25 protein-coding genes are annotated in these 22,336 nt (G+C 61.9%); 12 read left to right on the top strand and 13 right to left on the bottom strand.

What is annotated here, in order from left to right; genetic code table 11:
* The first annotated feature begins 200 nt into the window (after positions 1-200).
* The 4 genes from RCCGE510_RS18435 (at position 201) to RCCGE510_RS18450 (ending at position 5,371) form a co-directional block, all read left to right on the top strand.
* The gene (locus tag RCCGE510_RS18435) at positions 201-2,873 is read left to right on the top strand and encodes a DNA translocase FtsK (RefSeq protein ID WP_007632400.1); all 2,673 of its coding nucleotides are present in this window, start codon (positions 201-203) and stop codon (positions 2,871-2,873) included.
* A 139-nt stretch (positions 2,874-3,012) separates the two neighbouring features.
* Entirely contained in the window at positions 3,013-3,681 is a 669-nt protein-coding gene (locus RCCGE510_RS18440) for an outer membrane lipoprotein carrier protein LolA (protein ID WP_007632401.1), read from the top strand.
* Between the two features lie 101 nt (positions 3,682-3,782).
* The gene (locus RCCGE510_RS18445; protein ID WP_007632402.1) at positions 3,783-4,586 is read left to right on the top strand and encodes an exodeoxyribonuclease III; all 804 of its coding nucleotides are present in this window, start codon (positions 3,783-3,785) and stop codon (positions 4,584-4,586) included.
* On the top strand, positions 4,586-5,371 hold the full coding sequence (locus RCCGE510_RS18450; protein ID WP_007632403.1) for an ATP-grasp domain-containing protein: 786 nt from the start codon (positions 4,586-4,588) through the stop codon (positions 5,369-5,371). Before RCCGE510_RS18445 ends, RCCGE510_RS18450 begins: the two co-directional genes overlap by 1 nt.
* A 49-nt stretch (positions 5,372-5,420) precedes the next feature.
* Here the strand turns inward: RCCGE510_RS18450 and RCCGE510_RS18455 are convergent, their stop codons facing one another.
* Together RCCGE510_RS18455 and RCCGE510_RS18460 are read right to left on the bottom strand one after the other, a co-directional pair.
* Positions 5,421-5,876, bottom strand: coding sequence for a cyclic nucleotide-binding domain-containing protein (locus RCCGE510_RS18455; RefSeq protein WP_007632404.1), 456 nt, complete (start codon positions 5,874-5,876; stop codon positions 5,421-5,423).
* A gap of 105 nt (positions 5,877-5,981) precedes the next feature.
* Complete coding sequence (locus RCCGE510_RS18460) at positions 5,982-6,665, bottom strand: response regulator transcription factor (protein ID WP_003582964.1); 684 nt, start codon at positions 6,663-6,665, stop codon at positions 5,982-5,984.
* A 166-nt stretch (positions 6,666-6,831) separates the two neighbouring features.
* On the opposite strand from RCCGE510_RS18460, the gene RCCGE510_RS18465 reads away from it, so the two are divergent.
* On the top strand, positions 6,832-7,353 hold the full coding sequence (locus tag RCCGE510_RS18465) for a L,D-transpeptidase (RefSeq protein WP_007632406.1): 522 nt from the start codon (positions 6,832-6,834) through the stop codon (positions 7,351-7,353).
* A 129-nt stretch (positions 7,354-7,482) separates the two neighbouring features.
* The gene (locus RCCGE510_RS18470) at positions 7,483-8,313 is read left to right on the top strand and encodes an aldo/keto reductase (protein WP_007632408.1); all 831 of its coding nucleotides are present in this window, start codon (positions 7,483-7,485) and stop codon (positions 8,311-8,313) included.
* Positions 8,314-8,424: 111 nt separating this feature from the next.
* Here RCCGE510_RS18470 and leuC read toward each other — a convergent pair whose 3' ends face one another.
* The 11 genes from leuC to RCCGE510_RS34810 form a co-directional block, all read right to left on the bottom strand.
* On the bottom strand, positions 8,425-9,834 hold the full coding sequence (gene leuC, locus RCCGE510_RS18475; RefSeq protein ID WP_007632410.1) for a 3-isopropylmalate dehydratase large subunit: 1,410 nt from the start codon (positions 9,832-9,834) through the stop codon (positions 8,425-8,427).
* Positions 9,835-9,908: 74 nt separating this feature from the next.
* A complete protein-coding gene (locus tag RCCGE510_RS34500; protein ID WP_007632413.1) occupies positions 9,909-10,070 on the bottom strand; it encodes a hypothetical protein in 162 nt (53 codons plus the stop codon).
* Positions 10,071-10,115: 45 nt separating this feature from the next.
* The gene (locus RCCGE510_RS18480) at positions 10,116-10,928 is read right to left on the bottom strand and encodes an amino acid ABC transporter permease (protein ID WP_007632414.1); all 813 of its coding nucleotides are present in this window, start codon (positions 10,926-10,928) and stop codon (positions 10,116-10,118) included.
* Between the two features lie 16 nt (positions 10,929-10,944).
* A complete protein-coding gene (locus RCCGE510_RS18485; RefSeq protein ID WP_007632416.1) occupies positions 10,945-11,742 on the bottom strand; it encodes a basic amino acid ABC transporter substrate-binding protein in 798 nt (265 codons plus the stop codon).
* A 181-nt stretch (positions 11,743-11,923) separates the two neighbouring features.
* On the bottom strand, positions 11,924-12,469 hold the full coding sequence (gene rplS, locus RCCGE510_RS18490; RefSeq protein ID WP_007632418.1) for a 50S ribosomal protein L19: 546 nt from the start codon (positions 12,467-12,469) through the stop codon (positions 11,924-11,926).
* A gap of 213 nt (positions 12,470-12,682) precedes the next feature.
* Entirely contained in the window at positions 12,683-13,384 is a 702-nt protein-coding gene (gene trmD / locus RCCGE510_RS18495; protein WP_007632420.1) for a tRNA (guanosine(37)-N1)-methyltransferase TrmD, read from the bottom strand.
* Between the two features lie 4 nt (positions 13,385-13,388).
* The gene (gene rimM / locus RCCGE510_RS18500) at positions 13,389-13,958 is read right to left on the bottom strand and encodes a ribosome maturation factor RimM (protein WP_007632422.1); all 570 of its coding nucleotides are present in this window, start codon (positions 13,956-13,958) and stop codon (positions 13,389-13,391) included.
* A 115-nt stretch (positions 13,959-14,073) separates the two neighbouring features.
* The gene (gene rpsP, locus RCCGE510_RS18505; protein WP_007632423.1) at positions 14,074-14,445 is read right to left on the bottom strand and encodes a 30S ribosomal protein S16; all 372 of its coding nucleotides are present in this window, start codon (positions 14,443-14,445) and stop codon (positions 14,074-14,076) included.
* 45 nt (positions 14,446-14,490) lie between these two features.
* A complete protein-coding gene (locus RCCGE510_RS18510) occupies positions 14,491-14,811 on the bottom strand; it encodes a chorismate mutase (RefSeq protein WP_007632424.1) in 321 nt (106 codons plus the stop codon).
* 16 nt (positions 14,812-14,827) lie between these two features.
* On the bottom strand, positions 14,828-16,414 hold the full coding sequence (gene ffh / locus RCCGE510_RS18515) for a signal recognition particle protein (RefSeq protein ID WP_007632426.1): 1,587 nt from the start codon (positions 16,412-16,414) through the stop codon (positions 14,828-14,830).
* Positions 16,415-16,626: 212 nt separating this feature from the next.
* Positions 16,627-16,830 carry a hypothetical protein gene (locus tag RCCGE510_RS34810; protein ID WP_007632428.1) on the bottom strand — a complete coding sequence of 68 codons (204 nt, stop codon included), beginning with the start codon at positions 16,828-16,830 and terminating at the stop codon, positions 16,627-16,629.
* 74 nt (positions 16,831-16,904) lie between these two features.
* On the opposite strand from RCCGE510_RS34810, the gene RCCGE510_RS18525 reads away from it, so the two are divergent.
* The 6 genes from RCCGE510_RS18525 (at position 16,905) to RCCGE510_RS18550 (ending at position 22,333) form a co-directional block, all read left to right on the top strand.
* A complete protein-coding gene (locus tag RCCGE510_RS18525; protein WP_081525764.1) occupies positions 16,905-17,129 on the top strand; it encodes a hypothetical protein in 225 nt (74 codons plus the stop codon).
* Positions 17,130-17,233: 104 nt separating this feature from the next.
* Positions 17,234-18,139 carry a diaminopimelate epimerase gene (dapF, locus tag RCCGE510_RS18530; protein WP_007632432.1) on the top strand — a complete coding sequence of 302 codons (906 nt, stop codon included), beginning with the start codon at positions 17,234-17,236 and terminating at the stop codon, positions 18,137-18,139.
* Positions 18,136-19,410 (top strand): tRNA (N(6)-L-threonylcarbamoyladenosine(37)-C(2))-methylthiotransferase MtaB, encoded by a 1,275-nt coding sequence (mtaB, locus tag RCCGE510_RS18535; RefSeq protein ID WP_007632434.1) that lies wholly within the window; start codon positions 18,136-18,138, stop codon positions 19,408-19,410. Before dapF ends, mtaB begins: the two co-directional genes overlap by 4 nt.
* A 17-nt stretch (positions 19,411-19,427) precedes the next feature.
* A complete protein-coding gene (ftsY, locus tag RCCGE510_RS18540) occupies positions 19,428-21,026 on the top strand; it encodes a signal recognition particle-docking protein FtsY (protein WP_007632436.1) in 1,599 nt (532 codons plus the stop codon).
* Between the two features lie 78 nt (positions 21,027-21,104).
* Positions 21,105-21,749 (top strand): septation protein A, encoded by a 645-nt coding sequence (locus tag RCCGE510_RS18545; protein ID WP_007632438.1) that lies wholly within the window; start codon positions 21,105-21,107, stop codon positions 21,747-21,749.
* The gene (locus RCCGE510_RS18550; RefSeq protein WP_007632440.1) at positions 21,746-22,333 is read left to right on the top strand and encodes a DUF2585 domain-containing protein; all 588 of its coding nucleotides are present in this window, start codon (positions 21,746-21,748) and stop codon (positions 22,331-22,333) included. The genes RCCGE510_RS18545 and RCCGE510_RS18550 overlap by 4 nt, the downstream gene beginning before the upstream one ends.
* Positions 22,334-22,336: the final 3 nt, after the last annotated feature.

Raw genomic sequence — 22,336 nt, forward strand, 5'->3', positions numbered from 1 at the left:
CCGGAAAAGCTGCCATAGACCGCATTTGGCCCGGACCTTTCGAGGTTCGGGCTTTTTTCATTTCCCTGTCGGGAATACACGTCCAGGCACGCATGGTTAACATCGCTTTAACCCGGCTCTGATTAGGTGGAGCGGACGCATTTTGGCATGGCGAAGCTTCGGTGATTCGCCTGCCCTCAGGCATTGGACGGGTTAGACACATGGCAAGAAGCACGTCGCCGGCGATGGATGGCCGTCCGGATCGGTTCTCCCTCTCGGCATTCATGCTGCGGCAGATCCAGGCCCTCATCGGCTTTGCGATCTTTCTGCTCTTGGCGCTCTGCGTCGCGGCGCTGGCGACATGGAACGTTGCCGATCCGAGCTATTCCTATGCCACTGCCAACCTGCCGACGAACATCCTCGGTTATAGCGGGGCTGCCTTTGCCGATATCGTCATGCAGTTCCTCGGCCTTGCCAGCGTCGTTTCGATGCTGCCGATCGTCGCCTGGGCGCTGGCGCTGATCTCGGGCCGCCGCTTCAGCCGCATCCCCGCTCGTGCCGGCGCCTGGCTTGCCGGTACGGTGCTGTCCTGCGCCGTGATCGGCTGCTTCCCGCCGCCGCTCACCTGGCCGATCCCGAACGGCATCGGCGGTGTCATCGGCGATATGATCCTGCGTTTTCCCGCACTCTTCGTCGGCGCCTATCCCACCGGCACCTTCGCCATGGTTGTCGGCTGCATCTTTGCCGCGCCGACCGCCTGGATGATGCTCTTTGCGTCGGGCCTCGTCGGCCGCAGCGACGCCGAGGAGGAGATCGAGGAAGATTACGTCGGGACGACAAGCAAGGTTCGCGTCGTCGGAGACGAAGACGAAGAAGACGAGTCGCGCTGGGTCGCTCTCAGCGGTGCCGTGACGCATGCCTGGTACATGAGCCAAGGGCGGCTGCGGCGGCTCTTCGGCATGGGGCCGCGTAAGCGCCGCCAGGGCGATTTTGAATCACCCTATGATTTCAACGATGACGAGTTCGGCAAGCTGAACGAACCCGTCCGCGCCAAGGCGCCCACCGCCCGCGGCGAGCGCATGGAGCCGTCGATGGAGGCACGCGCAGCTTCGCCGCGCCGTATCGTCTCTGCACCGTCGCTTTCCGTCGATGACGACGATGATGACGACGACGATCTGCCCTTCGATGCCGACATGCCGCCGCGCCCGGCCGATATCCTGCCCGATGATGATGACGACGACTGGATGATCCGCGCACCGGCTAAGGCCGCCGGCAAGCCGGAACCGCGCGTCGTGCCTTTGGTCTCGCGCCCGAAGCCCAGCGCCCGCATCGAGCGGGAGGCGCAGGGCTCGTTCATCCGTCCCGAGGGTTTCCAGCTTCCGTCAATGCATCTGCTTGCGGAACCGAAGAATGTCGTGCGCGACTCGACGCTATCAGCCGATGCGCTGGAGCAGAACGCCCGCATGCTCGAAGGCGTGCTCGAGGATTTCGGCGTCAAGGGCGAGATCATCCATGTCCGTCCAGGCCCCGTCGTCACCCTCTATGAACTGGAGCCGGCGCCCGGCATCAAGTCGTCGCGCGTCATCGGCCTTGCCGACGATATCGCCCGCTCGATGAGCGCCATTGCCGCCCGCGTCGCCGTCGTGCCCGGCCGCAACGCGATCGGTATCGAATTGCCGAACCAGACGCGCGAGACCGTCTATCTGCGTGAACTTATCGCCTCCAGGGATTTCGAAGGCAGCAAGGCGAAGCTCGCCATGGCGCTCGGCAAGACGATCGGCGGCGAAGCCGTCATCGCCGACCTCGCCAAGATGCCGCATCTGCTTGTCGCCGGCACCACCGGCTCCGGCAAGTCGGTCGCCATCAACACGATGATCCTGTCGTTGCTGTACCGCCTGACGCCGGAACAGTGCCGGCTGATCATGATCGACCCGAAGATGCTCGAGCTTTCGGTCTATGACGGCATCCCGCATCTGCTTTCGCCCGTCGTCACCGATCCGAAGAAGGCCGTCGTCGCGCTCAAATGGACCGTGCGCGAGATGGAGGAGCGCTACAAGAAGATGTCGAAGATCGGTGTGCGCAACATCGACGGCTTCAACACCCGCGTCGAGCAGGCCTTGTCGAAGGGCGAGGCGATCTCGCGCACGGTGCAGACCGGCTTCGATCGCCACACCGGCGAGGCAATGTACGAGACCGAAGAATTCGACCTCAGGCCGATGCCCTATATCGTCGTCATCATCGACGAAATGGCCGACCTGATGATGGTCGCCGGCAAGGATATCGAAGGCGCCGTGCAGCGGTTGGCGCAGATGGCGCGCGCGGCCGGCATCCATGTGATCATGGCGACACAGCGTCCGTCGGTCGACGTCATCACCGGCACGATCAAGGCGAACTTCCCGACCCGGATCTCCTTCCAGGTGACCTCGAAGATCGACAGCCGCACCATTCTCGGCGAGCAGGGCGCCGAACAGCTGCTCGGCATGGGCGACATGCTCTACATGGCGGGCGGCGGACGTATCCAGCGCGTGCACGGCCCGTTCGTCTCGGATGTCGAGGTGGAAGAGATCGTCTCCTACCTGAAGACCCAGGGCTCGCCGCAATATCTCGATGCGATCACCGCCGACGACGATGAGGATGGCGATTACGGCGGCGGTGGCCCGGCCGGCACGTCAAACCTCTCCGATTCGGAAGATCCTTACGATCAGGCCGTCGCCATCGTGCTGCGTGACGGCAAGGCCTCGACCTCCTACGTCCAGCGCCGGCTTGGCATCGGCTACAACCGGGCCGCCTCGCTCATCGAGCGGATGGAGAAGGAAGGCATCATCGGGCCGGCCAATCATGCCGGTAAACGCGAGATTCTCGTTCCCACAGAAGGTGACATCCTCGACCGCTGAAATAATCGGGATATATTTCCAATAGGGTCGCTTTTGCGGAAACCTGACAGCGTCGAAGCCGTTAGCTCTCGCGGGCCGATCGCAACGCCTTGAAGACGCCGCCTTTCGGCAGCATGCAGATCGCATAAAGGAGATTTAGATGAGTAACTCCAACCCCTTCCTCTCCGGCCTGACGGTAACGCGCCGCGATCTTCTTGGCGCCTTTGCTGCCGCTGCGATGGTGAGCGCCGTTCCCTTCGGTGCTTATGCGCAGGCGGCAGCTCCCGCTTCCGGCACCGCGCAGGCGATCGCCGACCATTTCTCCGGCGTCACCACGATGCAGGGCGAATTCGTGCAGTTCGGTCCGCGCGGCGAGCAGACCGGCGGCAAATTTTTCATCCAGCGGCCCGGCAAACTACGGTTCAACTATGACGACCCGTCGCCGATGCGGGTGATCGCCGACGGCAGAAACGTCGCCATCGGCAATACGAAGTTGAAGACCTGGGATCTCTACCCGCTTTCCAAGACGCCGCTCAGCCTTCTCCTGGCCCAGCATATCGACCTGTCGGCCGGCATGGTGAAGCGCGTGAAGGAAGAGTCTGATCTGACGACGATCGCGCTCGGCAACAATACGGTGTTTGGCAACTCGACCATCACCATGATGTTCGACCCGAAGACCTACGACCTGCGTCAGTGGACGATCACCGACAATCAGGGAAAGGACACGTCGGTGATGATCTTCAATGTCAAGACAGGCATGCAGTTCGACGATCGCGTATTCCGCGTGCCCTATGAAACCATTCCGGGCACGCCTCAGTCCCGCGACTGACGCCTTTTTGGTTGACTGCCCGATGTTTTGCACGCGGGCGGTTCCCTCCCATCCGCCTTTGTTCTAAAGCCCCTTCATGAAAGCATGAAAGGGCTGGGAATATGGGCTTTTCGATCACCACCTGGAACATCAACTCGGTGCGGCTGCGCATGCCGATCGTCGAGCAGCTCGTTCTCAAGCACAGGCCCGACATTCTCTGCCTGCAGGAGACCAAGGTGGCGAACGAGCTCTTTCCGGCCGCACCGTTGCGGGCGATGGGCTACGATCACATCATCATTCACGGCCAGAAGGGCTATCACGGCGTGGCGATCGCCTCGCGCATTCCGCTGACCGAGGATCACCGGCAGGACTATTGCGGGGTCGGCGATGCCCGCCACATTTCGGCGATCTTCGAGCACGGCAATCGCCGCGTGCGACTGCATAATTTCTACGTCCCGGCCGGCGGCGACGAGCCGGACCGTACCGTCAATCCGAAATTCGGCCACAAGCTCGATTTCATCGAGGAGATGAAGCGGCTGAAAGCCAATGGTGAGACCAACACCTCCGCCATCCTGGTCGGCGACCTGAACGTCGCGCCGTTGGAGCACGATGTCTGGTCGCACAAGCAGCTCCTGAAGATCGTCAGCCATACGCCTGTCGAAACCGACGGGCTGCTCGAGGTGATGAAGCGCGGCGGCTGGCTCGATCTCATGCGCCAGCATGTGCCGGAAAACGAGAAGCTCTACACCTGGTGGAGCTACCGCGCCAAGGACTGGGAAGCGGCCGATCGCGGCCGCCGTCTCGACCATATCTGGTCGTCTTCGGATCTCGGGCCGCATCTCAGGCGCATCGAGATCCTCAAGGAAGCGCGTGGCTGGGATCGCCCCTCGGACCACGTCCCGGTCACGGCGCATTTCGATTTCTGATGCAGTGGATCCCCCAGGAGTTTGAAGACACCCACAAGCTGGCCGAGGCACTCGACCGGCTCGGCATCCCGTACACTTGGCACAAGGTCGTTCCGTTCATCGGCGAGCTTATTCCCAAGCCCGTTATCGCCGATCCGGGTGCCGTGGTGATGTTCGGCTCCTACTCACTCTGGAGGAACGCTGAGGCGAATAGCTACCGGCCAGGTGTCTTCAAGCTGCGCCCATTCGTTCAGGAGGAGGTGTGGCATCCTTACCTCCTCAATGGAGCCGATGCGCTGTTCCTGACGCTGCGCGATGTTCCCGCGCGTCTGGCCGGCGATGCGAGGGAATGGTTCCTGCGCCCGGTTGACGACAGCAAGGAGGAACCCGGCAACGTGAAATCGACGGATGAGATCATCCGTATGGCCGAGAGGGTCCTTGCGCTTGACGAGGATGAAATTCCGACGGGATCGCTTCGCCACGACACGCTGTTGATGTTCACCAAGCCTGTCCGCATCCTGCGCGAATGGCGTCTCTGGGCCGTCAACGATCGGATCGTCACCTATTCCCTCTACAAGGACGGATCGCGTGTCGTCCACCGCTACGAGATCGATGACGATGTGCTCGAATTCGGGCAGCGCATGGTGGACATCAACCCCGGCTACTCGCCGGCTTATGTCATTGACGTCTGCCGTACCGAAGAGGGGTTGAAGCTGCTTGAGACGAACTGTCTCAATGCTGCCGGGTTCTACGCCGCAGACCTTGTGAAGCTTGCGGCGGCGATCGACGGTCTTACCCGCGATTGAGCATGCGCCTTATGGATGTGCTCGATCGAGTCCTGCGCTCCAACAGGCTTCAGCTGAAGCGGTAGAACTGGCTTGCGGCCTTTGCCGCAAGTTCGGCGAGATTGTCGCGGATGCGGTTCTGGATCAGCAGGGCTGCGTCCGGATATTCCTCGATCAGCCGGTGGAAGAGGGCGCGGGTGATGCGGATGATGCCGGTGTCCTCGCGCGCCACGGCGGTGAACTTGCGCTCCACCAGCGTGACCAGCGCCAGCTCGGAAATCATCGTTCCGGGGCCGGCGACCCCCTCCGTCTTCTGGGTGCCGTCGCTGCTTGCGGCGCTCAGCTCCAGGCTGCCGCTGAGGACGACATAGGCGCTCTCGGCGGGGGAGCCCTGGCGAAACAGCATCTGGCCGGCCGCGATCATGCGCCGGTCGGCGCCGAAGGCGATCAGCCGCAGCTGATCCTCGTTCATATCCCTGAACAAAGGAAGCTGCGCGAGCAAGTGTATGTCGTCGGTCAGCGCCATGCGGGCTTTTCGCCTTGGAGCAATTCCCGCAAAAGTGCCTAGCGGGAATTGCGTGAAAACAGAGAGATAGAGCATTTCCGTGATTCGGAGAAAAATGGAAATGCTCTAGGGTATGATCTTGTAGCCGCCATTTTCGGTGACGAGGATTTCGGCATTGGAGGGATCGCGCTCGATCTTCTGGCGCAGGCGGTAAACGTGGGTTTCCAGCGTATGCGTCGTCACGCCGGAATTATAGCCCCAGACCTCTTCGAGAAGCACGTCGCGGGTGACGACCTTCTGTTCGGCACGATAGAGGTAGCGGATGATCGCCGCCTCCTTTTCCGTCAGGCGGATCTTCTGGCCGTTGTCGGTGGTCAGCAGCTTCTGGCTCGGCTTGAACAGGTAGGGGCCGACGGTGAAGGTGGCGTCTTCACTCTGCTCGTGCTGGCGCAGCTGCACGCGAATGCGCGCGAGCAGCACGGCGAAGCGGAAAGGCTTGGTGACATAGTCGTTGGCGCCGGCTTCCAGGCCGAGGATCGTGTCGGAATCGGTATCGTGGCCGGTCAGCATGATGATCGGCGCCTTAAAGCCGCCCTTGCGCAGCAGCTTCACTGCCTCGCGGCCGTCCATATCGGGCAGGCCGACATCCATGATCAGCAGATCGACCGGTGTCGAGCGGGCGGTCGCAACACCCTTGCCGGCGTTGGCTTCCTGCAGAACCGAAAATTCCTCATACAGCGACAATTGCTCCGTCAGCGTCTGACGAAGATCGTCGTCGTCATCCACCAGAAGAATGGTGCGTGCGGTCATGCCGTTGCGTCCTCATGTTAAGTTTCCTAGTCCTACGCCAAATTCCTGGTTTGGCAAGGATCGGGCAGCGGGCGGTTGCCGCACAGGTTTTCATATGATTTCAATTGGAACCCCAGACAATGCAAGACATGCGAGAAAAATGGAAAAAACAAGGCGGGAGCCGGGGATGAGGCCGTCGACGATCGTGGTGCGGCCCGCGCCGGGGCGCAAGAGCCGGGCCATCGTTCGGCTCGGCGCGATCACCGTGCCTGCGGCGATCGGCCGGTCCGGCCGCACCGTGATCAAACGCGAGGGTGACGGCGCCACGCCGATCGGCTCGATGAGGCTGATATCCGGCTTCCGGCGCGGTGAGCGGAATGGCCGGCTCGCCACCCCACTTCCCATTCGCCGCATCCGCGCCGACATGCTCTGGTGCGATCAGCCTGACGATGCCAGCTATAACCGCCTCGTCAGAGCGCCGTTCGGTGCAAGCCATGAGGAGATGCGGCGCTGCGACGGGCTCTATGATGTCTGCCTGGTGATGGACTGGAACATCTCCTCACGGGCGCGCAACCGCGGCTCGGCGATCTTCTTCCATCTGATCAGGCCGGGCTACGAGCCGACGGCCGGCTGCGTAGCGGTCAGCCTCAGCGACATGCGCCGGCTACTGCCTCACCTTCGAAAGGGGACGATTGTCCGCGTCCTCTGATTGTCTTCCTGATGCTGTCACCTATATATTTCCGGTGACCGAACGCTGCGGCTGAAACGCGTTCCGGGACGCCCGCGTGCGGGCGCAATTCATGCCTCGTCCAATTCTTCAAACTCCCGGAGATATATTGTGACCGCTCAACCCATCATCACTTTCCATGACGGACATTCCATTCCCCAGATCGGCCTCGGCGTCTGGCAGACGCCGCAGGACATTGCCGCGCCGACGGTGCGCACAGCAATTACCGCCGGCTATCGCCATATCGATACGGCGTCCGGCTACGACAACGAAGAGGGCGTCGGTGAAGGCATCCGCTCTTCCGGCCTCGACCGCAAGGATATCTTCGTCACCACCAAGCTCAGGAATACCGACCAGGGTTACGACAATGCGCTACGCGCCTTCGACGGCAGTCTGAAGAAGCTCGGTTCCGAGTATGTCGATCTCTATCTCATTCACTGGCCGTCGCCGCATCGCGGCCTCTACACCGAGACCTGGAAGGCTTTCGTGCGCATCCGCGAAGAGGGCCGCGCCCGCTCGATCGGCGTGTCGAATTTCTTCCCCGAACATCTGGAACGCATCATCGGCGAAACCGGTGTCGTTCCGGTCATCAACCAGATCGAATTGCATCCCGACTTCCAGCAGAAGGCGGCGCAGGAGGCGCACAAGAAGCTTGGTATCGCCACCGAATCCTGGAGCCCACTTGGCCAGGGCAAGTTCATCTCGAACCCGGTTATCGGTGAGATCGCCAGAAAACATCGCAAGACCCCGGCCCAGGTCATCATCCGCTGGCACCTCGATACCGGCCTCGTCGTCATCCCGAAGTCGGTGACGCCGTCGCGCATCGAGGAGAACTTCCAGGTATTCGACTTCAAGCTCGATGCCGATGACATGGCGGCGATCGCCAGGCTCGACAGCGCCGGCGCCCGCATGGGACCGGACCCGATGACGGCAACCTTCTGATCATCGTTTCGATCATTGCCAGCCGGTCAGCTGCAGGGGTCAATAATTGACGAAGCCCGCCGATGCGCTTTAGGCGCATCGGCGGGCTTTAATTCTCACCCGTTTAGCGGATCAGTTCCAGTCGCGGATATCGACGAAGTGACCGGCGATTGCGGCGGCAGCGGCCATAGCCGGCGAGACGAGATGCGTGCGGCCCTTGAAGCCCTGGCGGCCTTCGAAGTTGCGGTTCGAGGTCGAGGCGCAACGCTCGCCCGGCTTCAGGCGGTCGTCATTCATGGCAAGACACATCGAGCAGCCCGGCTCGCGCCAGTCGAAACCGGCTGCCTTGAAGATCTTGTCGAGGCCTTCGGCTTCGGCCTGTTCCTTGACGAGGCCGGAGCCCGGGACGATCATCGCATCGACGGTTGAAGCAACCGTCTTGCCTTCGACAACCTTGGCGACTTCGCGCAGATCCTCGATGCGGCCGTTGGTGCAGGAACCGATGAAGACGCGATCGAGGGTGATGTCGGTCATCTTCGTGCCCGGCTTCAGGCCCATATAGTCGAGCGCACGCCACTTGGAGGTGCGCTTGGTCTCGTCCTGAATATCGTCGGGGTTCGGCACGATGCCCTGGACGGAGATGACGTCCTCGGGCGAGGAGCCCCAGGAGACGATCGGCGGCAGGCTGGCGGCGTCGAGCACGACGACACGGTCGTAATGAGCGCCTTCGTCGGTCTGCAGCGTCTTCCAGTAGGCGATCGCCTGTTCCAGCGCCTCGCCCTTCGGCGCGCGCGGCTTGCCCTTGATGTATTCGAAGGTCTTTTCATCAGGGGCGATCAGGCCGGCGCGGGCACCGCCTTCGATCGTCATGTTGCAGATGGTCATGCGGCCTTCCATCGACAGCGAGCGGATCGCTTCGCCGGCAAATTCGATGACGTGGCCGGTGCCGCCGGCGGTGCCGATTTCGCCGATGATGGCGAGGATGATGTCCTTGGCGGTAACGTGCGGCGGCAGCAGGCCGTCGACCCGCACCAGCATGTTCTTCGCCTTCTTCTGGATCAGCGTCTGGGTCGCCAGCACGTGCTCGACTTCGGAGGTGCCGATGCCGTGCGCCAGCGCGCCGAAGGCGCCGTGCGTCGAAGTGTGACTGTCACCGCAGACGATGGTCATTCCGGGCAGGGTGAAGCCCTGTTCCGGACCGACGATGTGGACGATGCCCTGGCGCTTGTCGCTGGCCGAATAATATTCGACGCCGAATTCGGCGGCGTTGGTGGCCAGCGCTTCCACCTGGATGCGGCTTTCCTCGTTTTTGATGCCGAGATGGCGATCGGGCGAGGTCGGAACGTTATGGTCGACGACGGCGAGCGTCTTTTCCGGGGCGCGAACCTTGCGGCCGGTCATGCGCAGGCCTTCGAACGCCTGCGGCGAAGTCACTTCATGGACCAGATGGCGGTCGATGTAGAGAAGACAGGTGCCGTCTGGCTGTTCATCGACCAGGTGATCGTCCCAGATCTTGTCGTAGAGAGTACGCGGTGCGCTCATGGCGTTAAGTCCGTTTTTTGATGCGTTGGGAAATCGAGAAAAAAGCGGATCAGGCTCCGCCGGCCGTCATTCGATCAACGAAGTCGGCTGCTGAGCGCACCGGACACGCATGCAAAGAACCGCGCCGGCAGGCGATAGTGGTCCTGCAGCACGAAAATATGCGCGCCTGTGCATCTGAACTTGGATTCCATCGCCTGCATATAACGATTTTTCGCGGCGGCTTCAATTTGAATCATCAAACGCGTCCGCGGTCCCTTCAGCGTGTCACAGCTGTCGATCGCTCACCGCGACTTCATCCACTTCTCCGTCCGCCGCAGCGCCAGCGACAGGCCGATCGTCAGGATCAGGTAGATATAGGTGACGATCGAATAGGTTTCGAAGAAGCGGAAGGAGCCGGCGGCATAGACCTTGCCCATCTGGGTGATGTCGGCGACGCCGAGCACGGAGACGAGCGATGAATCCTTCACCATCGAGACGAAATCGTTGGAGAGCGGCGGGAAGATCACCCGGATCGCCTGCGGGAAGACGACGGAACGGAAGCGCCGGTAGCGGGAAAGACCGAGTGCTTTGGCCGCCTCGATCTGGCCCAGATCGACCGACTGGAAACCGGCCCGGAAGATCTCGGCGATGAAGGAGGAATAACCGATGGTCAGCGCGATGATCGCCCGCCACATCAACGAGAGATCGCGCACCAAGATGGGCTCGGCCATGCCTGATGTCACCAGCGGCGAAATCAGCACGTTATAGGCGGCAACCAGGGCCGGCGCGCCGACGAAGGCGACGTAGAACAAGAGCACCAGGATCGGGATGCCGCGGATGATCTCGATGTAGAATCGGGCAATCTGGCGCAACACCTGGCTATCGGCCATGCCGAGCAGGCAGATGCCGAGGCCGAGCACGGTGGCGAGCACGAAGGCGACCAGCGTGACGAAGACGGTGATGCCGACACCGTTGACGACGGCGCGGAAAACCTGGGCATAGATATCGTTGGCGACGATGACGGCAGCAAGGGCGATGCCGATCACGACAAGCGTGACCAGCCACCAGGGATAGTCGTCCTTGACCTGCCTGTCGTGACATGGTCGCAAAGCCATCAGCAGTTGCTCGGCGTCATTCGCCCATCTTGTAGTCGAGGAACCACTTCTTGTTCAGCGCATCCAGCGTGCCGTCGGCCTTGAGAGCTGAAATGGCGGCATTGACGGGGGCGACGAGATCGGAGCCCTTCGGGAAAATGAAGCCGAAATCCTCGGTGCCGAGCGGCTCGCCGATCAGCTTCAGGGCACCGCCCGAGGCATCGACATAACCCTTGCCGGCGGTGCCGTCGGTCAGCACGACGTCGACGTCGCCGGCCTTCAAGGCCTGGACGGTGGCGCCGAAGGTTTCGAACAGCTTGATGCGCGGGTTCTGTTCGTTGCCGTCGAGCACTTCATAAACAGCGGTATAGAATGGCGTCGTGCCGGCTTGCGCGCCGACTAGGCCGTCCTTGAATGCGCCGAAGGACTTGGCCTCGGTGAACCGCTTCTCGTCGCCGCGCACCAGCATGAACTGCTGCGAACGCATATAGGGGTCGGAGAAATCCACCTTCTGCTTGCGGTCTTCCTTGATGGTAATGCCGGTCATGCCGATATTGTACTGGCCGTCGGAAACTGCCTGGATCATCGCGTCCCAGCTGGTGTTCTGGTATTCGACCTTGAAATTCAGCCGCTTGGCGATCTCGTTCATCGCATCATATTCCCAGCCGATCGGCTTGCCGGATTTCGGATCGACGAACTGCAGCGGCGGATAGGCATTCTCGGTAACGACGACGACGCTCTTGCCGCCGAGATCGGGCAGCTCGGCGGCCATTGCGGCGAGCGGCAGAAGAGTAAGGGCGGCGAAGCTCGCAAGAACGGTGCGGCGAAACAACATTGATGGGTTCCCTAAAATTGAACGCCAAAAACTGTCACGGAAGATAGGTCAGAAGCAAGGCCGCCTGCTGCACGCCGAAGCAAAAAATAGAAAAGGCGACCCGAAGGCCGCCTTTCGAAGCGAAAGAATTTTGCTCAAAGCGAAGAATTTTGCTTCAAGCAAAGAATGCGTCGTGCAGATGTTATTCTGCTGCCGGTTCCGCTGCGGCGGCAGCGGCTGCTGCTTCAGCAGCGGCCTTGGCTTCCGCTGCTTCTGCTGCTGCCTTCTCGGCGGCGAGCGCCTGGGCTGCTGCAACCTTTTCAGCTTCGATGCGTGCCTTTTCCTCGGCAATGGCAGCGCGCTCGGCGTCGTTGAGCTTACGGGCACGGACGCCGGTGTCTTCAACGATACGGGCAGACTTGCCGCGACGGTCGCGCAGGTAATAGAGCTTGGCGCGACGGACCTTACCGCGGCGAACGACATCGACGCTTTCGATCATCGGCGAGTAAACCGGGAATACGCGCTCGACGCCTTCGCCGTAGGAGATCTTGCGGACCGTGAAGTTTTCCTGCAAGCCGCCGCCGGAGCGGGCGATGCAGACGCCTTCATAGGCCTGAACGCGGGTACGGGTGCCTTCCGTGACCTTGACGTTGACGCGGAGGGTGTCGCCCGGGGAAAATTCTGGGAGCGTGCGCTTGGCTTCGATCTTGGCGACCTGTTCGGCCTCAAGCTGCTGAATGATGTTCATCGTCTTAACCTTTGGTTCTTCTGAAACAGCCAGAGCGCTCGACACTGATCCTTTGGAACTTGCCTCAGGACTTTGCCCTTCAGGGCGGGAGCGGGTTCGCCATTCTTTGTTTGCTGGCAGACGGGGATAAACCCCATTTCCGCGTGCGCCAATACACCAAAGCCCAGGGCTTGTCATCCCTCGCACGACATTTTTGTGAAAAAGGCCGCGAAATCAGCCGTTTTTGTCACTTTCAGCTTTTTCGAGCAGGTCCGGCCGTCGCTCCCGCGTCAGCCGCACCGCCTCCTGATGCCGCCATTTATCGATGGCGCCGTGGTTGCCCGAGGTGAGAATGGCGGGGATTTCCCGGCCTTCCCACGCCTGCGGCCGGGTATAGTGGGGATGTTCCAGCAGGCCGCCTTCGAAGCTTTCGTGCAGGCCGGAAAGATCGTTGCCCATGACACCGGGCAGGATGCGGATGATCGCGTCGAGCACGATCAGTGCCGCCGGCTCACCGCCGGACAACACGTAGTCGCCGATCGAGACCTCTTCCAGCCCGCGCGCCTCGATCACTCGCTGGTCGACGCCTTCGAAGCGGCCGCAGACGATGATGACGCCGTCGCCGGCCGCAAGCTCGCGTACGCGCTCCTGCGTCAGCGGCCGGCCGCGCGGGCTCATCAGCAGGCGCGGGCGGGTATCGTTTTCTGCGGTGCTGTCGATCGCACGGGCGAGAACGTCGGGTTTCAGCACCATGCCGGCGCCGCCGCCAGCCGGAGTGTCGTCGACGGTGCGGTGCTTGTCGGTGGCGAAGTCGCGGATCTGCACCGCATCCAGCGACCATTGCCCGCGCTCCATTGCCTTGCCGGCGAGCGAGAAGCCCAGATGCCCCGGAAACATTTCCGGATAGAGTGTCAGCACGCTCGCCCGGAAGGCCATGGCGTCACTTCTTCTTTTTCGGCTTGTCCGCGGTGAATTTCGAAAGTTCTTCGGAATCGTCGACCAGCCCTGCCGCCAGCGGATCGATCAGCAGCGTGCCGGCCTCGAGGTCGATCTCCAGCACCGAGGCTTCGGAAAAGGGGATCAGCACCGGGCGTTTGCCAGGACCCTTGAGTTCCAGCAGGTCGCCACCGCCGAAATCGAAGACGCCGGTGACCGTGCCGTAACTGACACCCTTGTCGTCGCGTGCTTCGAGACCCTCGAGATCGGCATAGTAGAACTCGTCGTCCTCCAGCTCTTCGTCCGGCAGATTGTCGCGCTCGATATAGAGCTCAAGCCCGTTCAGCGCCTCGGCGGCATTGCGGTCGTTGACGCCGCGGAAACGGACGACGACGATATTCTTCGTCTCGCGGATTTCCAGCACTTCGAAGCTTCGGCCGTCCATGCTGTGCAGGTGGCCGTAGTCGCCAAGTGAGCTCGGATCGGCTGTGTAGGCCTTGGCACGCACCTCTCCCCGGAGGCCTTGCGCGCCACCGATCGTTGCCATCAGAACGGGGTTTTCAAGCTTTGTCATGGGTTCCTTCATGTGAAGCCGAAAGACAGGTTTCTCATAAACGAAGTGCGGGTAATTGGAAACGAAAACGGGCGGCATGTCGCCATGCCGCCCGTTCGATAAGGGACTGTCCCGATTATTCCGCAGCGTCGGCAGCAGCAGCGGCGGCGTCAGCGACCTTCTGAGCCTTTTCGGCGGCGCGTTCCTGGGCGCGCTTGCCGGGCTTTGCCTTGACCGGGTTGTTCTTGACTTCGCGCTTGGCAACGCCGGCTTCATCGAGGAAGCGCAGAACGCGATCGGTCGGCTGGGCGCCTTGTTCGATCCAATGCTTGATACGCTCGGCGTTCAGCTGAACGCGCTTCTCATCGTCCTTGGCAAGCATCGGGTTCCAGGAGCCGAGGTTTTCGAGGAAGCGGCCGTCACGCGGGCTGCGCGCATCGGCGAGAACGACGTGGTAGTACGGGCGCTTCTTGGAGCCACCGCGGGCGAGACGAATTTTCAGTGCCATGTTCTTTACTCCTTAGGATTTTCTTGATCGCCTGATTAGGCGGGGTTATCGGGCTGCGGCGCTCTGTTCAGCATGATCCGCAGCGATCTGCTCATGATGCCGGATGACTTCCTTGATGACGAAGTTCAGGAACTTCTCGGCGAAATCCGGGTCCAGATTGGCAGCCTTCGCCAGCTGGCGAAGGCGTTCGATCTGGTATTCCTCGCGCGCCGGGTCGGCCGGCGGCAGATTGTATTTGGCCTTCAGCATGCCGACCTCTTTGGTGCAGCGGAAGCGTTCGGCCAGCATGTGCACGAGAGCGGCATCGATGTTGTCGATCGACTGACGATAGCTCGCGAGCTGGGCTTTGACGTTTGGATCAATCATGGGGCAAGCGATCCTTTCACTTCTTCTTCGGCAATCCGGGCAATCCCGGGAAACCACCGCCAAGGCCCGGCAGTTTGGCGCCGCCGAGGCCAGGCAAACCACCCGGCAGACCGCCGAGACCGGGCATACCCCCACCCGGCTTTCCAAGTCCCGCCGCTTCCGCCTGCTTTTGCAAGGCCTCGAGCTGCCGGGGATCCATATTCGAGAGATCGGGCATGCCGCCACCCATACCGCCCATGCCGCCGCCGAGCCCCATCTTGCCGGCAAGGCCGCCCATCATCTGCTTCATCATGCCGCCTTTGCCCTTGCCGCCCATCATCTTCATCATGTCGGCCATCTGGCGGTGCATCTTCAGAAGCTTGTTGATGGCGGCGGCATCGGTGCCGGAGCCGGCGGCGATGCGCTTCTTGCGCGAATGCTTGAGCATGTCGGGATTGGTGCGCTCGGCCTTGGTCATCGACTGGATGATGGCGATCTGGCGGCCGAAAAGCTTGTCGTCGAGGCCGGCCGCGGCCATCTTGTCCTTCATGCCCGCCATGCCGGGCATCATCCCCATGATGCCGCCCATGCCGCCCATCTTCTGCATCTGGCGCAGCTGGTCGGCGAGGTCGTCAAGGTCAAATTTGCCCTTGGCCATCTTGGCGGCCATGGCGGCCGCCTTCTCGGCGTCGATATTTTCAGCGGCGCGCTCGACGAGCGAAACGATGTCGCCCATGCCGAGGATGCGGTCGGCGATGCGGCGGGGATGGAATTCCTCCAGCTCGCCCATTCTTTCGCCAACACCGATCAGCTTGATCGGCTTGCCGGTGACGGCGCGCATCGAAAGGGCGGCACCGCCGCGGCCGTCGCCATCCATGCGGGTCAGCACCAGGCCGGTGATGCCGACGCGTTCGTCGAAACTGCGGGCGAGGTTGACGGCGTCCTGACCGGTGAGGCTGTCGGCGACCAGCAGGATTTCATGCGGGTTCGAGCGCTTCTTGATGTCGGCCATCTCGACCATCAACGGCTCGTCGATATGGGTGCGGCCGGCGGTGTCGAGGATGACGACGTCATGGCCGCCGAGCTTGGCCGCCTGGACGGCGCGGGCGGCGATATCGGTTGGCGACTGACCCGATATGACAGGCAGCGTGTCGATATTGGCCTGGGCGCCGAGCTGGCGAAGCTGCTCCTGGGCTGCCGGACGGCGCGTGTCGAGCGACGCCATCAGCACCTTCTTCTTATCGCGCGTCGACAGTCGGTGGGCGATCTTCGCCGTCGTCGTCGTCTTGCCGGAGCCCTGCAGGCCGACCATCATGACGACGACCGGAGCGGCCGCATGCAGGTCGATGCCGACACCTTCGCCGCCCAGCATCTCGATCAGTTCGTCATGGACGATCTTGACGACCATCTGGCCTGGTTTGATCGACTTCAGGATCTCGGCGCCGACGGCCTTTTCACGCACGCGGTCGGTAAAGGAACGCACGACGTCGAGCGCGACGTCGGCCTCCAGCAAAGCACGGCGAACCTCGCGCAACGCTGCGGAAACATCGGCTTCCGAAAGCGCGCCACGGCCTGTCAGTCCATTCAGAATGGATCCAAGACGGTCCTGGAGGTTTTCAAACATCGGCTCTTCCTTGATACGTTTCGGGCGGGATCTTACGTGCCCGGAAACGTCGTGCTTTTCCTTGACGAAAACAAGACGCAAAGCCAAAAAGCACCCGAGGGCGCATCGCGCTGTCGGGTGTTGACCTCCGGGATCTCAGGTCCCGGTCGGCGGCTCGGAGTCATGCGGCTCGTCGCGGATTGGGCGCGATAAACAGGAAAGCCGCGCGAAAGTCAAGGCGAATGCGGACAAATGACCGCATGGCGACTTTTCGGGAACCGCAGGAGCGCGCCGGAATTGCGCCGCCGGGCAGCGGTCGGAAAGTAGATGTTCAAATCGAGCGATGTATTGGTTTCCACATCCCGCCTGGTTTTTCTGATTTTGCCGTAAAAAATTTCTGATTTGGCGGCTCGAATTCGCAGCAGGGCCAGTTGCAAAATATTCCGCTTATGATTCTACTTTCTTGTTAAGTGCGTCCTGTAAAATGATTCGTGAATATCCTTGATGCCGGATGATCCGGCGGAGATATCGAATGTTGAATGCTGATATTGAGAGCTGGGCGCTGGCACGGGCCCATCATATTGTTCTGAACGAAGGCCTGAACCTTGCGAAGGCGGCGCAGGATCTGGATCGCAAGCGGTCCCGCTCGCTGGTCTACGAGCTGAGAAAGGTGATCACCGCGGCAATTGTCGAGGCGCATGCCGCGTCCTTCGATCCCGATGGTGTGCAGCGGTAAAGCCGAACTGGCTCGAAGGGTACAGCGCCTGCCCGGCACTCACCCCACTGGTAATTCCTTCGCATTTCCGCCATATACACCGGAAAGACGGACGGAATGACATCATGAGCGCAACGGTCGAATTCGCGAGGATGAACGGGCTTGGTAACAAGATCCTGGTCGTCGACATGCGCGGCCGGCCGGACAAGGTGACGCCTCCGGCGGCGGTCGCGCTCAATGCTGATCCTGAGACCGAGTTCGACCAGATCATGGCGGTCCATGATCCGAAGGCGGAGGGCACCGACGCCTTCATCGATATCCTGAATTCCGACGGTTCGAAGGCGCAGGCCTGCGGCAACGGCACCCGCTGCGTCGTGCAGGCGCTGGCCGCCGAGACCGGGCGGAAGGCCTTCACCTTCCAGACGGTCGCCGGCATCCTCAACGCCGTCGAGCACGAGGACGGAACGATCTCCGTCGATATGGGCCGGCCGGTGTTCGATTGGGAGAAGATCCCACTGGCGGAAGAATTCCACGACACCAGCCGCATCGAACTACAGATCGGCCCGATCGACAATCCGGTGCTGCATTCGCCCTCAGTGATGTCGATGGGCAATCCGCATGCGATCTTCTGGGTGGACAGGGACGTCATGTCCTACGATCTCGCCCGCTTCGGGCCATTGCTCGAAAACCATCCGATGTTTCCCGAGCGCGCCAATATCACGCTGGCGCAAGTGACCTCGCCGACATCGATGACGACGCGCACCTGGGAGCGCGGCGCCGGGTTGACGCTTGCCTGCGGCTCGGCCGCCTGTTCCTCCGCCGTCAGCGCTGCACGCACCGGCCGCACCGGCCGCAAGGTGACGGTCAATGTCGCAAGTGCCAAGCCGCCGGCCACGCTTTCGATCGAATGGCGCGAACGCGACGATCACGTCATCATGACCGGCCCGGCCGAATGGGAATGGTCGGGCAGGCTCGATCCCTCGACCGGCCTCTGGTCACGCGATGGTACCCGAGAGGCGGAGGCGCAGTGAGCGGCGTCGAGGTCATTACCTTCGGCTGCCGCCTCAACACATACGAATCCGAAGTGATGAAGGCGCAGGCCGAGAAGGCCGGGCTCAACAACGCCGTCCTGGTCAATACTTGTGCGGTCACCGGCGAGGCCGTGCGCCAGGCCCGCCAGGCGATCCGCCGGGCACGGCGCGACAATCCGCATGCCCGCATCATCGTCACCGGCTGCGCCGCACAGACGGAGAAAGAGACCTTCGCCGCGATGGCAGAGGTTGATGCCGTGCTCGGCAACGAGGAGAAGCTTTCGAGCGCTTCCTATCGCAGCCTGCCGGACTTCGGGGTTTCGGCCGAAGAGAAGCTCCGTGTCAACGATATCATGAGCGTCAAGGCGACGGCGCCGCAGATGGTCCGGCACATCGACGGCCATGTGCGCGCCTTCATCCAGGTGCAGAACGGCTGCGACCACCGCTGCACCTTCTGCATCATCCCCTATGGCCGCGGCAATTCCCGCTCCGTGCCAATGGGAGCGGTCGTCGACCAGGCCCGCAAGCTCGCCGACAGCGGCTACCGCGAGATCGTGCTGACCGGCGTTGACGCCACCAGCTATGGCGGCGATCTGCCGGGAGCACCGACGCTCGGGCTTCTGGCAAAGACGCTGCTGAAACAGCTCCCGGATATTCACCGCCTGCGGCTTTCCTCGATCGACAGCATCGAGGCCGATGCCCACCTGATGGATCTCATCGCCGACGAGCCCCGCTTCATGCCGCATCTGCATCTGTCGCTGCAGCATGGCGACGACATGATCCTGAAGCGCATGAAGCGCCGGCACTCGCGCGCCGATGCGCTCAATTTCATCAAGGAAGCGCGACGGCTTCGCCCCGAGATGAGCTTCGGCGCCGATATGATCGCCGGCTTTCCCACCGAAACGGAAGAGATGTTCGGCAATGCCCTGCGACTGGCCGAAGAGGCTGATATCGCGCATCTGCATGTCTTCCCCTACAGCCCGCGTCCGGGCACGCCGGCAGCCCGCATGCCGCAGCTCGACCGGTCGCTGGTCAAGGAGCGCGCCGCCAGGCTGCGTGCCACTGGACATATGCTGCATCAAGCCCATCTCGACGGCATGATCGGCAGCCGGCAATGGCTGCTTGTCGAAAACGGCGGCCTGGCGCATACGGAGAACTTCACGCTTGCTGCGGCACCCGGCCTTCGTCCCGGCGAACTTGTGCCGGCCACGATCACCGGCCACAATGGCAAGCATCTCGACATGCAATTGACGGCCGCAGCGGCGGCCTGACTTCTCACGGAATCCCCATGGCGCTCAGTTTCATCAAAAAGGTCTTCACCTTCGGCAAGGACAAGCCGGCGGAAGAGCCCGTGCCTGATGCCGTGACTGTGCCTGATGCCGTGGCAAGGGAACTCGAGCCGCGCTCGCGCGACGAGGATCTGCCGGTCGCCGATGACCCGGTTCTTCCCGAGGAAATGGAGACGGCCGGCGGGCCGGCTGCGGATGTCGGCGAAGGCGAGGAAACGGACATCCTCGATGAGGCCTTGCCTTTGCCTCCCGCAGGCCAGATGAGTGATTTCGGCTTGGTGCCGCTTTCACTGCTGGAGATCGAAGCCGAAGCAGAGACGCAGGCAAGTGACGAGAGCGAGGCGGAAGCACCTCCCCCTGTCCCTTCGGGACATCTCCCCCACAAGGGGGGGGATCGTTCGGAGGCTGACGCGCCGGCTTCGGTCGAAGGGACCGCGGAAGTCGCAGAAGTGTTTTCAGAAGAGATTCCCGCTGAAATCGACGGAGCCTCAGACATTTCCGTTCAGCCGATCTCCCCCCTTGTGGGGGAGATGCCCGGCAGGGCAGAGGGGGGTATCTCACCCGCCGAGCCTTCCGAGACGATAGCAGAACAGCCGAAGCCCGAATCTCCCATTCTTCCCAAAGGCTTTGCCACAGGCCCGGCCGTCCCTGAATTCGTCGCTCCAGTCCCGCAGCCGAAACTCAGCTGGTTCCAGCGCCTGCGCAACGGCCTTGCACGCACGTCCTCGCAGCTGACGGGCCAGATCACCGCGCTCTTCACCAAGCGCAAGCTTGATGACGAGACGCTGCAGGATCTGGAAGACCTGCTGATCCAGGCCGATCTCGGCGTCGAGACCGCCATGCGGGTCACCGATACGCTGGCTTCCGAGCGTTATGGCAAGGATGTCACCGGCGAGGATGTCAGCCGGATCATGGCGTCCGAAATCGCCAAGGTTCTGAAGCCGGTCGCCAAGCCGCTGCAGCTTGACCTGTCGCACAAGCCGCACGTCATCCTTGTCGTCGGTGTCAACGGCACCGGCAAGACGACGACAATCGGCAAGCTCGCGGCGAAGCTCTCCGGCGCCGGGCTGAAGGTGATGCTGGCTGCCGGCGATACCTTTCGCGCCGCGGCAATCGAGCAGCTGAAAATCTGGGCCGACCGGACGAATTCCGAATTCATCGGCACCAAACTCGGCGCCGATGCCGCCGGCCTTGCCTATGACGCCTTCGAACAGGCGAAAGCGAAAAAATGCGACGTGCTGATCGTCGATACCGCCGGCCGGCTGCAGAACAAGGCCGAGCTGATGGCCGAGCTCGAGAAGATCGTCCGTGTGCTCGGCAAGCTCGATCCCGATGCACCGCACACGGTGCTGCAGACGCTCGACGCGACGACCGGGCAAAATGCGCTCAGCCAGGTCGAGATCTTCCGCAACGTCGCCGGCGTCAACGGGCTGATCATGACCAAGCTCGACGGCACGGCGCGCGGCGGCATTCTCGTTGCCATATCGGCCAAGCACAAGCTGCCGGTCTATTTCATCGGGGTCGGCGAGGGCGTCGAGGACCTGGAGCCGTTCGAGGCCGAGGATTTCGCCCATGCCATTGCCGGACTTCCCCAATGATGCCACAGATATGCCGCCGAAAACGTGCAGGGCACGGTTGGCAACCAGGTTTTCAGGAATAGCAGGTTTGAAGAACGCATGAGCACCGAAAGCGACATCACCCCAACCGCGGCCGACCGGCATCATCCGCTGCTGAAACTGGCGCTGGAACTCGGGCCGCTGCTGATCTTCTTCTTCGCCAATCTGCGCGGCCAGTGGCTGGTGGAGCGGTTTCCCGCTCTTTCGGAGCTGGGTGGTCCGCTGTTCGTCGCAACCGGGCTTTTCATGGCGGCGACGGCGATTTCGCTGATCGTTTCGAAAATCGTGCTCGGCCATCTGCCGATCATGCCGTTCGTCTCCGGCATCGTGGTGCTGATCTTCGGGGCGCTCGGCATCTACCTGCAGAACGAGACATTCATCAAGATGAAGCCGACCATCGTCAACGCGCTCTTCGGGGTGGCGCTGCTTGGTGGGCTTGCCTTCGGCAGGTCGCTGCTCGGCTACGTCTTCAATGCCGCCTTCCAGCTCGATCCGGAGGGCTGGCGCAAGCTCACCATTCGCTGGGGTATCTTCTTTCTGTTTCTCGCTGTGTTGAACGAGGTCGTCTGGCGCAATTTCTCCGACGGTACCTGGGTCGCCTTCAAGGTTTGGGGCACGATGCCGATCACCATCATCTTTACGCTGGCGCAGATGCCGCTGGTGCTGAAGCACAGCATCAACCTGGAAACGGACGGCGAGAAGTGAGCGCGGCAGACGTCGAATATCGGGCCAGACACCAGACCTTCTGGTTTGTCGCCTGCCTTGCTGTGCTGGTCGCCCAGATCGTCGCCGAATATATGATGGGCCGCGTGCCGATCTGCGCCTGCGGCTACGTCAAGCTGTGGGAGGGTGGGGTCAATACCAGCGGCAATTCGCAGCATCTGTCGGATTGGTACACGCCGTCGCATATCATCCACGGCTTCCTGTTCTACGCGCTCGGGCATCTGATCCTGCGCCGCAAGCCGCTGGCGGCGAGGCTGCTGCTGGCGCTCGTCATCGAATCCGGCTGGGAACTGCTGGAGAATTCGCCTCTGATCATCGACCGCTACCGTACGGCGACAATCGCGCTCGACTATTACGGAGACAGCATCCTGAATTCGGCGATGGATACCGTCTTCATGTGCGTCGGTTTCTTCTTCGCAGCGCGTGCGCCGGTGGCGCTCACGGTTGCGATCGCCATCTTCTTCGAGATTTTCACAGGCTATATGATCCGCGACAACCTGACCCTCAACGTGGTGATGCTGATCTGGCCGGTGGAGGCGATCAAAGTCTGGCAGGGCGGAGCGTAAGCT

Source organism: Rhizobium sp. CCGE 510 (genome assembly GCF_000292525.1).
Lineage (GTDB): Bacteria > Pseudomonadota > Alphaproteobacteria > Rhizobiales > Rhizobiaceae > Rhizobium.